This window comes from Sphingobacterium sp. HJSM2_6 (assembly GCF_049316305.1).
Taxonomy (GTDB): Bacteria; Bacteroidota; Bacteroidia; order Sphingobacteriales; family Sphingobacteriaceae; genus Sphingobacterium.
Map to the genome: position 1 here is coordinate 65,955 of NZ_JBMOXB010000014.1, position 14,880 is coordinate 80,834.

Genomic DNA, 14,880 nt, shown 5'->3' on the forward strand with positions numbered 1-14,880 from the left:
TAATTAGAAATTCTAAAATTTATGAAAAGGATAGGAAAATTTTTCAAATATTTAAGTATCAGCCTTATTTCTGTATTAGCCTTAATAATAATCGCTCTTTATATTTTTCGGGTAGACTATATTTTGAAAGGTATTTACGTAACCTACCTACACGGTCATCAAACAGCCTATCTTTCCGACTACAAACATTTTGACAACCATACCATTGCACATCAATCGGCAGTGCCTTGGCCCAAATCTACACGATATAATCAAAAAGAGATTAATGATACGCTTAAATCCATACACGAAAAATTAAGTTCTGTAGCTTACCTCATTATCCATCGAGATAGCTTAATTGTAGAAGAATACTACCAAGGATATACAGACTCTACGAGATCCAATTCGTTTTCAATGGCCAAAAGCATCGTATCAGCTATTTTAGGAAAGGCGATAGCGGATGGTTACATAACAAGCATCAACCAAAAAGTAAAAGACTTTGTTCCAGAAATTACGGGGCCTTATGCAGATTCTATTACCTTTAAGAACTTAGTAAGTATGAGTTCAGGAATGAAATGGAAAGAAGCCTATTACGATCCTTTTTCCATAACCACTCGGTTATATTTTGACAAAAATATCGTTGGCGCCTTGGAAGCTATGCCTATTGAAGCAAAGCCAGGAACCTTGTTTAAATACCAAAGTGGAGATACGCAATTATTAGGAATTGCTATCCAACGTGCTACAAAAAAGAGTTTATCTCAACTTTTAAGCGACTATTTTTGGAAGCCCATGCAGGCAGAACACGATGCTTTATGGCAAGTAGATAGTAAAAAACAGGGGATTGAAAAAGCCTATTGTTGTATTGCGAGCAACGCTAAAGATTTTGCGCGTTTTGGAAAACTTTACCTTCAGCATGGCAAATGGAATAATCAACAACTCTTGGACTCTTCCTATGTGCAGGAATCATTGACTCCAGTATTCGAAGAATCTACACAATATGGATATGGCTGGTGGTTGGGTCATTATAAAAACAAGCCTTATTTTTATATGGATGGTCATTTAGGTCAATTTGTCATTGTGATTCCAGCGGATGATTTAATCATTGTGCGTTTAGGAAACCAACTGGATCAGTTAGCCCATGAAGACCCTCGTTCTGCATTTTATAATTTTATCGATGCCGCATATCAAATTATTGATTAATCCTGTTTTAGGAATTTATTTTATGCTTAACTAAATAAAAAAGAACTGCGATCAATTGAATTAAGTAAGAATATGGGAAAGAATTATGGTGATACTTTTAATTATTGGATCTTCATTTTTAACATTATTAATAAAACTAATTAAAGACAAGCAATCCTTTAGCTAATGCATCCTATTAACCATTTCATTTTTCCAATAGGTATTTATGGATACAAATACCATTCTAAATACACAATGAAATTGAATCAGTTATAATTTACTTTGCTAATTTTTTGCTGAATACCATAACTAAAATTAGCACTTAGCAATTAGACACAACATTATTAGAAAAATCAAAGCCCCTTCTCGTTTTTGAAGGGGCTTTGATCCTATGTAGCTAAATTTATTTAGGGAATTCGGCAACTAGTTAAAATTTTAATTCTCTGCAAATTATTTAAGGATATAATCCACTAAACCATAACTAACTTCATTTATATCATCATAGGTTGTTTTCTCAAATATTAAACCTACCCCTTTTGATAACCAAGTTTCATAGGCAATGATGGTTGTAATACCTGTAATGCTATTAATTACTGTTTTTTTAGTTTCTAGCTTGATTACATTTTTATAGCTTTTACCATTAATAGTAGCATTAACTGATTTTTCTAATATTTTACCTTCGTTTATATGTTTTACAGTTCCAACTGCACTTCCTGTAATATTTAATACGACTTCATCTTTCCATTCTTGCCCAGCATTTAAATTGCTGTTCATAGAAATTATAGTTCCTGCAGAAATAGTCATTCCATTGTGAGCAATTACTCCATGCAATTCATAAAATATACCGTTATCTTCTCTTATCCCATAGGTGAGGTCCTCATCCTCCATTCCAATTGGTTTAAATTGAAAATAAGTCTTCCCTTCATATGCTAATGATTTATGAATGTGATAATTCATATCATCGGTCTCATCTTCAGGATTTATTAAATCCCATTGGTTTCCAACTTTTAATGGCCAATACGAATTACTAGATGAACCTCCCCCATTGTCATCGGGTCCTACATTGTCTGATTTGCTACATGCAGTAAATACGCTAATTAATAGTAATAAGAAATAATTTAAATTGATCTTCATAATAGATGTGTTTTTTGATTTATAACGCTGTTTTAATCTAGTTTGCTACATACACAAGGTTAAAATTAGCGTACTTGTTCTTTTTAGGTGCTTCATCAGCAATACCTATACAAGAAGTATTACAATCCGTTGGCGGGTTATTAACAGAAACAACAAAATACAAGATGCAGTATACCAAATCCTTATACTTTGTAATTTGGGAGTTCAATTGGCTCTTCGTGAATTTGATAATGAATTTTTATAGATAAAAACCAAGTCACATTATCTTTTGAAACATGACGTAATTTTTAAAACGAATTGCTGCTTATGTTTAATTATAAATTGGTAAAAACTTAAGAAAAGCACAGAACTGATACCCCTTCCAAATAACACGTTTTATTATGCTTATCTTTGCGGTAAATAGATAAAATACTATGCAACATAAAAAATTTTTCGCTGTGTTTACAGATGGCTCAATTCGCCATTTTTTTTATAGAAATTCAATTGAGGAAATTCTAGTTAAATACAAAGAAGTTTACAGCAATTCAGAATTTTACATTGTTGGAGTAATGGAAATAAAATCAGGTAAATTAGTATATCCTACCGATATAAACATTTCTAAACAAAATGAAAAGCTTAAATTTATTAAAAAATATTTAGTTCCTCCAACAAAGCCTAACTAATAAATTAGGCTTTTACATGCTCTTACGAAAGGTTTTTTAGGCAAATAAAGACAACATTTTATTAAGGCTTTTTTCTGTTGAGCCTTACAGGAGTAGGCATGGTTCAAATTTAAGCTTCTAAAAATCATTCCCTTATTTTGCTAAGAAATTAATTATCATCCATATTCACCCCTAAGCCGAGGTATATTATATATTGTACTTCACTTTGCTTTTGCTTATTATCTTTTTCGAACAACCCCATATGTTTTCCTAAAGCTTCTAAAGCCCGAAGCTTATCGTACATTTTCACCTTTTTTGATTCCCCAATTGGGACTCTCTGAACTCTAATCACATCTATTTATACAGACGAAACGGCTGCCGCTGTGTGATCATCCAATTGCCTAACATCATACAGATTATTGTCTGGAGTGAAAAGCTTCCTAACGTCACTAAAAGCTATCTTAGCATACTCTTCAATTACCCGTTGAGCAGTCACTCCCATTTGTTCAGAAAGATCTTGTTTAAGGGTTTGGATGGCTTCCTGGATAACAGGTTTTGACAGGTTTTCGCTTCCCATCTGTTGTGCAGTATCAGGACTATAGCCAGCACGAATAGCAGCTTGTGTGGCATTTAAGTCCACCATGTATTCTTCTATAAATCGTTGTTGCTTATCTGTTAATAACATTGCTAAAGTTTATTTTAAACGTATATTAAATCAAGTCTACCCTTTTTGTTATGTAGTATCCTATTTCTTGCTGTTGCTTGACTCATTCCATTCAATTCTGCATATTCATTTATTGAATAATAGAACACCCCTGTTTTTTCATCAAACAATATTTTAGACCTATCACGAAACACAATCGGGTTATTTGTCTTAGGTAGCTCACAATAAGATTTGTTATTAATAACATTATGCACTATAAGCTTATTGATATTTAAAACAGAAGCTAATTCCTTTTGAGTGAATTTATTTCTATTGCTTCTAATGTATTGTATTTGCTCGCTATTAAGTTTAGATCTCCCAGAGCCAAATTCTATTTTTTTAAATAATCCGCACTTCCATGCGTGCTTAGTATTCTCTTTATGTGTAACCCATTCAAGGTTGATTAAATTATTATTCAATCTGTTTCCATCAATATGATTGACACAACGTTTATTTAATGGATTATGAATAAATGTTTCTGCTAATATTCTATGTAAATGTTTAATTTCTCTCTTACCGCCTTCTGATAAAGAGACAGCAAAATATCCAGCAACTTTATATGATTTTAATTTAGCAAAATGGTTAACCTTAACTCTGAACACTTCGCCCTTAGTATTTACTTTATATTTAGTATAACCTTTAATATCAAACAATTCATTCATTACAATTTAGCTAAAATCAATCATACGTAATATTATCAAAACTAACTAAATTATTTTAGCAAAACAAACAAATACTAAAAATCATAGCAAAAAGAAAGCCCATACTTTTTGAGTATGAGCTAAAATTAATGTTGTTAATTTTTTTATTCCCCTTTAATGGATTTTAATAAATATTGGATTGCTATAGGAATTATTGCTTTTACAGTTTCAAAAGTTAATGACATTCCACTTGACTTAGCTAAGTCTTTAGTTTTGGTCCAAATAGTATCATCTAACATTTGTCTTAAAAACTCATGCCCATAGTATGTAATTTCAGTCGTAAAATATTCATATTTATTACTTTTACCATATATATCATAATCAATATACCCAGCTTCTTTCATTTTTTTTATTTGGTAAAAAACAAAATCATCATTATAACCATTTATGTGTGGAAATATTTGAAGTCCATTTATATCAGATTCATTTTCAATTTTCTGAAGGATAATTCTACATAATTCAATATCTAATTTCATATTAATTGATTATTTGAATATTATATATAAAGCCCCAATCAATTAAGGAAGGGGTTTTATTTATTTAATAGTTTTATTTACTTTTTATGACTAACTCTCTGGTCATCATCAATTATTGATTTTATCCTCTTAAAAAGATTGTTCGATAATTCTCTATAACCGTCTGGATTAGGCAAATACTTTAAAGCTCGATGATGAACCAAATCAGATGGAATATCGCCTAAATTTTGCGCAATAGGAATAACTATTTTTCCTAACGTATGTGCGATACCAGTTTCATACATAACATTGGGATTTCTATCACTAAAATCAACAATTACAATCTTCGAACAAAAAATTAAATCGAAAATATCCTGAATTATAGTGGAATTTTCCCAAATATCATCTGCTCTCAAACAATCCAATTGTAAATGATCTGCAACTCGTTTTATAGCATCATAAGTTCCTTTAAACGCTGGGTTAAATGGCATCATAACAGATATTAATTTAGAATTTACCGTTTTATTAGGGATTTTAAAAACCGCAGGAGAAAATGTGATTTGTTTAATTGCTTCAACTTCACTTATGACTGTTGATATAAATTGACCTGTTGTAGATACAATGAAAAATTGCCCATCAGATTTTTCTTTAAGAACTAATTTTGATGATTTTAAAGCTTTATTAACATCATCTACTGCTTTAACGTGGTCTAAATTATCATCAAATAGGAAATAGTCAGGATTTACAAGGGAAATAAGAACTTTAATTAAATCTTTGTTTGGTATATTATCGTCATCAGAACTTTTATCATTTAGAGTATTTAAAACAGTTTGAACCCACATATGACGTGTTGATCCATCATGTATAAACTCAAGATCATTGTCAATAAAAAACTTGGTTAATTGAGATGAAGATCGATAAGGAAAATGTTTAAATGATTCATTACCACAAATCATTTCTGATAATTTCAAAATCGCAGATTGACTTATTATCATAATATTTATTTTGGTTAATAAATTGGTTAATTTGTTAAATATAACAAAAATCCCCTACCGAGCGATAGAGGATTCTAACTAACCAATTATACCTAAATTATGAAAAGACGTTTTAAAAAAAAGGAGATTCCGCACCATTCTTTTTATATCCCTTTTCCTGATTGTTATATGCGATAATCAAAAACACTAAATATTTTAGAAATTACGAATTTTCATCCCATTTATTATGGCAAATTCCTGTACCCTATCAACTTTGGACCAATCCGATTTTAGATATACCTATTATCGTAATTTAAACTAGCTAACAAAAACTTCAATACCATCAGAAAATTTTGCTTGCATGTTCGTTATATACCTGAACTAGGTTTTCATAAGCTATGCAATAATAGTATCTTTGTCATAATGAAAGAAATAGCAACAATCTTTGATATGGATGGAGTTATTGCCCATACCAATCCATATCATGCCAAGGCCTTCGAAGTATTTTTAGATCAACGACAAATTGCGCACTCAGAAGCTGAATTTGAACAGCACATGTACGGCAAGCATAACAGCCATATTTTTACTTATTTTTTCAAAAGACCCATACAGGGAGAAGAATTATTAGCATTAGAAAGAGAAAAAGAAGGATTATTTCGCGAAATTTATGCTGCTGAAGCAAAGCCAATCCCTTACCTACCCGAATTCTTAGCCGACTTAAAAGAACATCAAATAAAGTTGGCTGTAGCCACCTCTGCTCCACGCGCTAACATGGATTTAATATTAAATAAATTGGAAATTTTTGATTTCTTTTCCAGCACCTTGAGTAGTGAAAATGTGGAGCTTCATAAGCCACATCCGGAAGTTTATTTAAAATCCGCAGAAAATCTTCAAATTCAACCCAGTAACTGTTTTGTATTTGAAGACTCATTTTCTGGAGTTACAGCAGGAATAAATGCAGGTATGAATGTTATTGGAGTGTTAAGTACCCATACGAAACAAGAGTTGCCGCCATGCATCCACTATATTGACAATTATAAAGAAATGAACAGTAAAAAATTAGCAGATTTACTAATCAATATACATGCTGACTAATAGTTTTGAATTACTTCAAACACCATACGCTTGGGCCTTATATTTCTTCTGTGCCATGCTTATTGGGGTATCCAAAACTGGAATACAAAATATTGGAACCTTTACCATCCCATTTTTTGCATTTCTATTCGGAGCGAAAGAGTCAACAGGCATAGTTTTAATTCTATTGTGCTTAGCAGACCTTTTAGCCATCATTTACTACCGCAAAGAATTCTTATGGTCTGAAGTTAAAGGAATGATGCCTTATGCAATTCTAGGTTTATTAATCGGCCTATTTATAGGCGATTGGATTAATGATCAAACCTTTAAAATTATCATGGGGGTATGCATATTGAGTTCCGTATTATTAATGATTTGGGGTCAACAAAAATCAAAAAATGAATTAACTGGAAATGATTATACCAAGAAAAAATGGTATTCTCCGGTATTTGGATTACTTGTCGGATTTTCCACGATGATAGGCAATGCCGCTGGACCTGCGCTAACCATATTTCTACTCACTAAAAAGTTAAACAAAGTTACCCTTGTCGCAACTGGAGCCTGGTTTATTATGATTTTAAATTTTTCAAAAATTCCCTTACAGGCATTTGTTTGGAAAAACTTATCCTGGGAAGGAATAATTCTCAACATCATTGCCATTCCATTTATTCTTTTAGGCGGCTATATAGGCATAAAATTAGTTAAAATCATTCCAGAAAAAGAATTCAGAATTGTCATTTTGGCCTTGGTATTATTATCGGCCATTATGCTTATTGTTGGATAAGGATACATTTTATATGAAAAGCCTGAATTAAAAATTCCTGATATTTCTTCGTACAAATCGATGCTAAGTATCCTATTTTTTACATCAAGAATTAGAACCCAATTGCCCATCTAATTTTAGTAGCATATTGATTTACCGCATTTTAGTAAATACTGCATAATTTTCTGAAAAATCGTTTTTTCCAATTGCTTTTATACGGATCTCCTTCGGATCTTACTCGGATATTGCTTGGATATCCATGCAAAAAACTCGAATGAAATGCGTTAAAGATCCATCGAAGTATGAATAAATTGTAGAATAATTGAAACGAATTATCAAAAGGAGAAAGGATTAGTTATTAGCCTGATTTTTAGCAAGAAATTTTACCCAATAATCAAAAACATAACCCTATTCCCTAAGCTGTAGTTTTGGATCAAAACTGATAGTTGAGCGATGAAAAGCAGGTCTTAAATGGGTTTTACAAAATCCATGTTTAGCATATCCTGATAGGAAATATAGCAAGTAATCACCTTAAGAAAATTGTTTACCTGTGATCAAGAAAAGTTATTTTAGGGCTAATGTAGAACAAAAACTTCAGGTAGAGCCTCCTATCGGAATCGAACCAATGACCTACTGATTACAAGTCAGTTGCTCTACCAGCTGAGCTAAGGAGGCTTTTGGGTTTGCAAATATGAAAATCTATCGGCTAAAATGCAAGCAGATTTGCAATTTAGCTGGTTAAAAAAAAGAAAACTAGTTGAAGCTCAATAGAATAATTTTGACAAGCGCATATTCGTATGTAAATTTGTCATCAAAACTCATAAACAACTGACACAATAACAGTTAAAGCGTCCAAAAAACGAGCAGGCATTCCTTTTGTTATTCGAATAATACAAATTTAAACCATATGAATTTTAATAATTATACGATAAAAGCACAGGAAGCTTTACAAAAAGCTTCAGAGATAGCCTTAGGCAACCAACAACAAGCTATAGAACCAGCACACCTATTGAAAGGATTACTATCGGTAGATGAAAACATAATTAGTCATTTGTTGAAGAAACTCAACGTTAACATCAATTATGTTAGCACAGAATTAGATCATCAGATCGCAGCTCTACCTAAGGTAAGTGGAAGCAATGTTTATTTGGCAAATCATACAGCCGCAATACTACAGAAAGCCCAAAGCTATTTAAAGGAGTTCAATGATGAATTTATTTCCATTGAACATATCTTATTAGCACTTCTCAGCGCAAATGATAAAACCTCCAATTTATTAAAAGATCAAGGAGCAAATGAAAAAGATTTAAAACTTGCGATAAAAGAATTACGTGGTAATAACCGAGTTACTGATCAAAATGCTGAAGCTACCTATAATGCTTTAGGTAAATATGCTAGAAATTTAAATGAATTTGCAGAATCAGGGAAACTAGACCCGGTGATTGGCAGAGACGAAGAAATTCGGCGTGTAATGCAAATTTTATCGAGGAGAACGAAAAACAATCCTATTTTAGTCGGAGAACCGGGAGTTGGTAAAACCGCAATTGCAGAAGGCATAGCCCATCGCATTATCAAAGGAGATGCTCCGGAGAACTTAAAAAATAAAACCGTATTTTCTTTGGATATGGGCTCTCTAATTGCAGGGGCAAAATATAAGGGTGAGTTTGAAGAGCGCTTAAAAGCAGTCGTAAAGGAAGTGTCTGATAGTGATGGTGAAATCATTCTATTTATCGACGAAATACACACTTTAGTAGGTGCTGGAGGTGGAGAAGGCGCCATGGATGCAGCCAATATTTTAAAACCAGCCTTAGCTCGTGGAGAGCTTCGCGCCATTGGTGCGACCACCCTCAATGAATATCAAAAATATTTTGAAAAGGATAAAGCCTTAGAACGTCGTTTTCAAAAAGTAATGGTGGAAGAACCCGATACACAAGATGCCATTTCTATATTACGTGGATTGAAAGAGCGTTATGAAACACATCATAAAGTGAGAATTCTGGATGAATCAATCATTGCCGCGGTGGAGTTATCCCAACGGTACATCACCGATCGTTTTTTACCTGACAAGGCCATTGACTTAATTGATGAAGCGGCTTCCAAATTACGATTAGAAATGGACTCAGTGCCTGAATCGGTGGATGAGCTGAATCGTCGAATCATGCAATTAGAAATTGAACGGGAAGCTATAAAACGAGAAAATGACACTAAAAAAGTAAGTGAACTTACAGAAACTATTGCCAATCTATCTACCGAACGAGATTCTTTAAAAGCGGCTTGGCAATCGGAAAAAAGTTTAGTAGATCAGGTGAACCAGGAAATTCAGCATATCGAAGATTATAAATTAGAAGCCGATCAGGCCGAACGAGCTGGAGACTATGGCAAGGTGGCTGAACTACGTTACGGTAAAATAAAAGATGCGCAGGATCAAGTAGAGAAATTGAAAGCAGCGCTTGCCGAAAAACAACAAAGTAGCAGAATGCTAAAGGAAGAGGTTACATCTGAAGATATTGCGGATGTTGTATCTCGATGGACAGGAATACCTGTCAGTAAAATGGTGCAGTCCGAGCGTGAAAAACTATTGAATTTAGAGGAAGAGTTGCATAAACGAGTGGCAGGCCAAGAAGAAGCTATTGAAGCGATATCCGATGCAATAAGACGTTCAAGAGCAGGTTTGAGTGATGCAAAAAGACCGATAGGATCTTTCATCTTCTTAGGAACTACAGGTGTTGGAAAAACAGAACTAGCGAAGGCATTAGCTGAATTCCTATTTGATGATGAGCAATCCTTGGTGAGAATCGATATGTCGGAGTATCAAGAGCGTCATTCGGTATCTCGTTTAATTGGAGCGCCTCCAGGATACGTAGGTTACGATGAAGGTGGGCAATTAACGGAAGCTGTAAGACGGAGGCCTTATTCTGTCGTATTACTAGACGAAATCGAAAAAGCACATCCTGATGTGTTCAACATTCTATTACAGGTGTTGGATGATGGGCATTTAACCGACAATAAAGGTCGAGTGGTTAATTTTAAAAACAGCATCATCATTATGACCTCCAATACCGGTTCACCGATCATTCAAGAAAATTTTTCAAAATTGACTGATATAAACCGTGATGAGGTAATCGCAAAAACGAAAGATGAGGTATTTGAGTTATTGCAAAAATCCATTCGTCCAGAGTTTTTAAACCGTATAGATGAAATTATAATGTTTACACCTTTGAGTCGAAATGAAATTGGCGACATTGTTAAAATGCAATTTTCGAATGTACAAAAACAATTGGCAGAGCAAAACATTTTCATTTCAGCCACAGAGGATGCATTAGACTGGTTAGCACAATTGGGTTACGACCCAATATATGGCGCTAGACCATTGAAACGTGTTATTCAGAAGAGAATATTGAATGAACTTTCCAAAGAAATTTTATCAGGAAAAGTATCTAAAGATTCAATCATCCAATTAGATTCTTTTGATGGGAAGTTTGTTTTCTTGAATAAAGCAGGAGAAACGGCCTAACTAAAATTGAGTTAATAAAGCAAAAAAGAAGGCTTATGAAGTATATCTTCATAAGCCTTCTTCTTATATTTTGCTATGCTAGCCTTTAAAGAAATAGTGAAAATGCAGGTGATCTGTAAATTAATTAGCAGCTCTTGCCGACATCTCCGTTAATTTTCTATTAGATTATTACAAGGCGATGAAATCCTTGTTCAATCTATTTAACCCCCTTAACCGATTTGGTCGGAATACAGGTATCTAATTTCTTCTCTTAAATTATACCGTGATGCCATTACTTCTCCATAGGCTCCTGCTGTGCGAATGGCAATGTAATCTCCACGTTCTGCTGTAGGAAGTAATACCTCTTTACCAAAACAATCGGAGCTTTCACAAATTGGACCAACAACGTCATAATTGATTTGTTCATTTTCTCCACTATCACCTAATTTTTCAATTTTATGAAAGGCTTGGTAGAGCGCAGGACGCATCAATTCCGTCATGCCTGCATCGAGGATTAAAAAGTTTTTTTTCACCCCATTTTTGGTGTATAAAACTTTAGAGACTAAAGTACCTGATTGCGCAACTAAAGCTCTACCTAATTCAAAATGCACCTCCTGGTGGGCATTTCGTTCTAAAAATTTATCAAAGACTTCGAAATATGCCTCAAAATCAGGAATTGGATGTTCATCAGGATGATGGTAGTCCACACCTAATCCACCACCTACATTAAGCACATGGATTGTTGTTCCGCGTTCTTCAAACCAATTTTTCCACTCATTGACTTTGACACATAAGCTCTTAAACACATTCATATCGGTAATTTGTGAACCTACATGAAAATGCAAACCTAGCAATTGAACATGATCACAAGCCCTTAATACCGCTGCTGCTTTTTCTAATTCCGAATTGGGAACTCCAAATTTGTTTTCATCCAAACCTGTGGTGATGTAATGATGGGTATGCGCATCTACATTTGGGTTAATCCGCAGAGAAACATGAGCCTTCACTCCTTCTTGCTCAGCTAATTCATTGATCACCAACAATTCTTGAATTGACTCTACATTAAATGCAAATATCTCTTGCTTAAGTGCTAAAATGATTTCCTTATCGGATTTACCTACACCTGCAAATGTGATTTTAGAAGCTGGAAAACCTGAGTCTATGGACTTCTGCACCTCATTTCCACTTACACAATCAGCACCAAAGCCTTTCGATTGGATAAGCTGTAGGACACGATCATTAAAATTAGCTTTGAGGGCATAATGTATATGAAAACCGCGTTTATCTGCTGCTTTTTTTGCTGAATCCAGGGTATTAGCCAACAATTGCATATCGTAATAATACAATGGCGTTTCTAATTCCTGAAGTTTATTGATATCCAATTGGTGAATATTCATACGTACTTATTAAAATAATCTATTGTGTAAAGATCTTAACGCTTCTATTTTATGCTCAGCTTCAATTAACAACGAGACATTATTATCTGATCCTCCATAGGAAATCATGCGAATAGGCAAATGCTTTACAGCGTCCAATACGCGGGCAGCGTAACCATGGGTATTCACGCCAAAATCTCCTACCACACAAATAATCGTATGATTGCGATCTACATCTACTGTACCAAAATCTTCCACTTCACGGATGATATCTTGTAAATTAGTGGTATCATCTATGGTTAAAGAAACTGCTACCTCGGAAGTCGTAATCATATCTATCGGCGTTTTATAGCGTTCAAATATTTCAAATATTTTACGCAAAAAGCCATAGGCTAATAACATTCTAGAAGAATGGATTTGTATCGCGGTAATATCATCCTTTGCGGCAATAGCGCGAATTGATCCTTTTTTACCACCATGCTCCGAAATCAAAGTTCCCTTAGCTTGAGGATCCATCGTATTTAATAAACGAACCGGGACATTATATTTTTGCGCAGGGAATACACTTTGAGGGTGCAAAATTTTTGCGCCAAAATAAGCTAATTCCGCCGCTTCATTAAAGCTTAATTCGGCAATTGGAGATGTGTTTTTAACAATTCTAGGGTCATTATTGTGCATGCCATCTATATCCGTCCAAATTTGAACCTCATCGGCTTGAATCGCTGCTCCGATAAGGGAAGCGGTATAATCAGAACCACCTCTTCTTAAATTATCGATTTCACCGAAAGAATTGCGACAAATAAATCCTTGCGTAATAAAAAGCTTATTAGTTGGATGCTGTGCTAGAATAGTTTCTAATTTTTCTTTTATAAATGGAACAACAGGCTCATTATCTTCATCGATTTTCATGAAGTCTAAAGCAGGCAACAAAACGGAAGAAATACCTATTTCCTCTAAATATAAGTGCCATAACGTGGTAGATATTAATTCTCCCTGAGCTAATGTTACTTTTTCCTCAGTATGCGTAAAAAGATCATTGGATAATGAAGAAATTAAGTTAAAATGATAATCAATCAATTCCTTACCGCGCTTATATCCGTTCTCTGTGCTGAAGAGTTCCTTGATCAAAGCCTCATATTTATTTTTATGGTCTTCGATTAATTGTTTGGCATCGTCTTGTTTACCATTGATAATCGCTTTAGAAATTTCCACTAAAGCATTGGTGGTTCCGGCCACGGCCGAAAGCACGACGATTTGGCGCTCTGCTGGGTTTACGATATCTAGTAAACTTTTGATACGCTCAGCACTTCCTACGGAGGTTCCTCCGAATTTTAGAATTTTCATATCTATATTTTAACTATATTTTTTAGCGGGTGTGAATATAAGGATATTAATAAAAAAAGCGGCACAAATGCTAAAAAAGCTTTTGTGCCGCATATATTTTATGCGGTAGCCCTATTTCTTCAGACCCTCGATTAATAAATTTGCTAGTTCTTCACCAATACGCTCTTGGGCTTCATTCGTTGCAGCACCAATGTGAGGAGTTAATGAAATTTTTGGATGAGTTAAGATTTCTTGTCTAGGCGTTGGCTCATTATCAAACACATCTATTCCTGCAAATGAAACTTTTCCAGAATTCAATGCCTCGACTAGCGCTAGTTCATCAATGACCCCTCCACGAGAAGCATTTACTAAACCTACACCATCTTTTAGCAAGTCAAATTCCTCTTTACCAATCACTGGTTTATCCGTGAAAGGTACGTGTAAAGAGATGAAATCAGCTTGTTTAAAAATTTCAGCTAATTCTACTTGCTCTACTGGAACTTCAACTTCCACGCCAGCAGTAAAGTTTAATTTTAAGGATATAGGGCCTTCGAATAAGTCGGAATAGATCACTTTCATGCCTAAAGCTAAACCAATTTTTGCCGTTTCACGACCAATTCTTCCGAAACCAACTACCCCTAATACTTTACCTTGCAGCTCAACACCAGCAGCATATGCCTTTTTTAAACCACCAAAATTGCTATTTCCTTCTACCGGCATTTTGCGGTTGGAATCGTATAGGAAACGAACCCCATTTAACAAATGCGCAAAAACCAATTCCGCAACAGAATGTGAAGATGCCGCAGGTGTGTTAACCACGTTAATACCTTTTGATCTAGCATAATCTACATCAATATTATCCATGCCTACTCCACCTCTACCAATAACTTTAATGTTAGGACAAGCATCAATTAATGCTTGTCTTAATTTTGTTGCGCTACGTACTGTAACAGCATCATACTCATTTAAGCGGTTGATTAATTCATCTTGAGGAATATGAACTGTATCGACTATAAATCCAGCATCCTCTAATATTTTTTTACCGATAGGATCAATCCCATCGTTAGCTAAAATTTTCATTTTTA

The 14,880-nt window shown here is 34.2% G+C and carries 14 protein-coding genes and 1 tRNA gene; 5 read left to right on the plus strand and 10 right to left on the minus strand.

Features of this window, described 5'->3' with window-relative positions:
- Window positions 1-21 precede the first annotated feature (21 nt).
- The gene (locus tag ACFRAE_RS12910) at window positions 22-1,179 is read left to right on the plus strand and encodes a serine hydrolase domain-containing protein (protein WP_422797580.1); all 1,158 of its coding nucleotides are present in this window, start codon (window positions 22-24) and stop codon (window positions 1,177-1,179) included.
- Window positions 1,180-1,608: 429 nt separating this feature from the next.
- Here ACFRAE_RS12910 and ACFRAE_RS12915 read toward each other — a convergent pair whose 3' ends face one another.
- Window positions 1,609-2,292: a hypothetical protein gene (locus ACFRAE_RS12915; protein WP_422797581.1), complete on the minus strand. Its 684-nt coding sequence runs from the start codon at window positions 2,290-2,292 to the stop codon at window positions 1,609-1,611.
- Window positions 2,293-2,705: 413 nt separating this feature from the next.
- On the opposite strand from ACFRAE_RS12915, the gene ACFRAE_RS12920 reads away from it, so the two are divergent.
- A complete protein-coding gene (locus ACFRAE_RS12920) occupies window positions 2,706-2,954 on the plus strand; it encodes a hypothetical protein (RefSeq protein ID WP_422797582.1) in 249 nt (82 codons plus the stop codon).
- 148 nt (window positions 2,955-3,102) lie between these two features.
- Here the strand turns inward: ACFRAE_RS12920 and ACFRAE_RS12925 are convergent, their stop codons facing one another.
- From ACFRAE_RS12925 to ACFRAE_RS12945, 5 genes are all read right to left on the minus strand, one after another.
- Window positions 3,103-3,237, minus strand: coding sequence for a hypothetical protein (locus ACFRAE_RS12925; RefSeq protein ID WP_422797583.1), 135 nt, complete (start codon window positions 3,235-3,237; stop codon window positions 3,103-3,105).
- A gap of 54 nt (window positions 3,238-3,291) precedes the next feature.
- The gene (locus ACFRAE_RS12930; protein WP_422797584.1) at window positions 3,292-3,618 is read right to left on the minus strand and encodes a terminase small subunit; all 327 of its coding nucleotides are present in this window, start codon (window positions 3,616-3,618) and stop codon (window positions 3,292-3,294) included.
- 14 nt (window positions 3,619-3,632) lie between these two features.
- The gene (locus ACFRAE_RS12935; RefSeq protein WP_422797585.1) at window positions 3,633-4,298 is read right to left on the minus strand and encodes an HNH endonuclease; all 666 of its coding nucleotides are present in this window, start codon (window positions 4,296-4,298) and stop codon (window positions 3,633-3,635) included.
- Between the two features lie 143 nt (window positions 4,299-4,441).
- Entirely contained in the window at window positions 4,442-4,813 is a 372-nt protein-coding gene (locus ACFRAE_RS12940; RefSeq protein WP_422797586.1) for a DUF2513 domain-containing protein, read from the minus strand.
- Between the two features lie 77 nt (window positions 4,814-4,890).
- Window positions 4,891-5,787: a hypothetical protein gene (locus ACFRAE_RS12945; RefSeq protein WP_422797587.1), complete on the minus strand. Its 897-nt coding sequence runs from the start codon at window positions 5,785-5,787 to the stop codon at window positions 4,891-4,893.
- A gap of 402 nt (window positions 5,788-6,189) precedes the next feature.
- On the opposite strand from ACFRAE_RS12945, the gene ACFRAE_RS12950 reads away from it, so the two are divergent.
- Entirely contained in the window at window positions 6,190-6,861 is a 672-nt protein-coding gene (locus tag ACFRAE_RS12950; RefSeq protein ID WP_422797588.1) for an HAD family hydrolase, read from the plus strand.
- Complete coding sequence (locus tag ACFRAE_RS12955) at window positions 6,851-7,624, plus strand: sulfite exporter TauE/SafE family protein (RefSeq protein ID WP_422797589.1); 774 nt, start codon at window positions 6,851-6,853, stop codon at window positions 7,622-7,624. The genes ACFRAE_RS12950 and ACFRAE_RS12955 overlap by 11 nt, the downstream gene beginning before the upstream one ends.
- Window positions 7,625-8,205: 581 nt before the next feature.
- Here the strand turns inward: ACFRAE_RS12955 and ACFRAE_RS12960 are convergent.
- Window positions 8,206-8,278 (minus strand) — tRNA-Thr (locus ACFRAE_RS12960).
- 232 nt (window positions 8,279-8,510) lie between these two features.
- Here ACFRAE_RS12960 and clpB point away from each other — a divergent pair.
- A complete protein-coding gene (clpB, locus tag ACFRAE_RS12965; RefSeq protein WP_422797590.1) occupies window positions 8,511-11,117 on the plus strand; it encodes an ATP-dependent chaperone ClpB in 2,607 nt (868 codons plus the stop codon).
- A 209-nt stretch (window positions 11,118-11,326) separates the two neighbouring features.
- Here clpB and lysA read toward each other — a convergent pair whose 3' ends face one another.
- The 3 genes from lysA to ACFRAE_RS12980 form a co-directional block, all read right to left on the minus strand.
- Complete coding sequence (gene lysA / locus ACFRAE_RS12970) at window positions 11,327-12,493, minus strand: diaminopimelate decarboxylase (RefSeq protein WP_422797591.1); 1,167 nt, start codon at window positions 12,491-12,493, stop codon at window positions 11,327-11,329.
- A gap of 9 nt (window positions 12,494-12,502) precedes the next feature.
- Window positions 12,503-13,816 (minus strand): aspartate kinase, encoded by a 1,314-nt coding sequence (locus ACFRAE_RS12975; protein WP_422797592.1) that lies wholly within the window; start codon window positions 13,814-13,816, stop codon window positions 12,503-12,505.
- Between the two features lie 111 nt (window positions 13,817-13,927).
- Window positions 13,928-14,875, minus strand: coding sequence for a D-2-hydroxyacid dehydrogenase (locus ACFRAE_RS12980; protein WP_422797593.1), 948 nt, complete (start codon window positions 14,873-14,875; stop codon window positions 13,928-13,930).
- Window positions 14,876-14,880 lie beyond the last annotated feature (5 nt).

Bases quoted from the DNA above. Each gene is read 5' to 3' on its own strand.
- ACFRAE_RS12955 (WP_422797589.1), top strand. From the start codon at position 6,851: ATGCTGACTAATAGTTTTGAATTACTTCAAACACCATACGCTTGGGCC.
- ACFRAE_RS12925 (WP_422797583.1), bottom strand. From the start codon at position 3,237: ATGTACGATAAGCTTCGGGCTTTAGAAGCTTTAGGAAAACATATGGGG.
- ACFRAE_RS12920 (WP_422797582.1), top strand. From the start codon at position 2,706: ATGCAACATAAAAAATTTTTCGCTGTGTTTACAGATGGCTCAATTCGC.
- ACFRAE_RS12975 (WP_422797592.1), bottom strand. From the start codon at position 13,816: ATGAAAATTCTAAAATTCGGAGGAACCTCCGTAGGAAGTGCTGAGCGT.
- ACFRAE_RS12935 (WP_422797585.1), bottom strand. From the start codon at position 4,298: ATGAATGAATTGTTTGATATTAAAGGTTATACTAAATATAAAGTAAAT.
- ACFRAE_RS12950 (WP_422797588.1), top strand. From the start codon at position 6,190: ATGAAAGAAATAGCAACAATCTTTGATATGGATGGAGTTATTGCCCAT.
- ACFRAE_RS12980 (WP_422797593.1), bottom strand. From the start codon at position 14,875: ATGAAAATTTTAGCTAACGATGGGATTGATCCTATCGGTAAAAAAATA.
- ACFRAE_RS12940 (WP_422797586.1), bottom strand. From the start codon at position 4,813: ATGAAATTAGATATTGAATTATGTAGAATTATCCTTCAGAAAATTGAA.
- lysA (WP_422797591.1), bottom strand. From the start codon at position 12,493: ATGAATATTCACCAATTGGATATCAATAAACTTCAGGAATTAGAAACG.
- clpB (WP_422797590.1), top strand. From the start codon at position 8,511: ATGAATTTTAATAATTATACGATAAAAGCACAGGAAGCTTTACAAAAA.
- ACFRAE_RS12915 (WP_422797581.1), bottom strand. From the start codon at position 2,292: ATGAAGATCAATTTAAATTATTTCTTATTACTATTAATTAGCGTATTT.
- ACFRAE_RS12945 (WP_422797587.1), bottom strand. From the start codon at position 5,787: ATGATAATAAGTCAATCTGCGATTTTGAAATTATCAGAAATGATTTGT.
- ACFRAE_RS12910 (WP_422797580.1), top strand. From the start codon at position 22: ATGAAAAGGATAGGAAAATTTTTCAAATATTTAAGTATCAGCCTTATT.
- ACFRAE_RS12930 (WP_422797584.1), bottom strand. From the start codon at position 3,618: ATGTTATTAACAGATAAGCAACAACGATTTATAGAAGAATACATGGTG.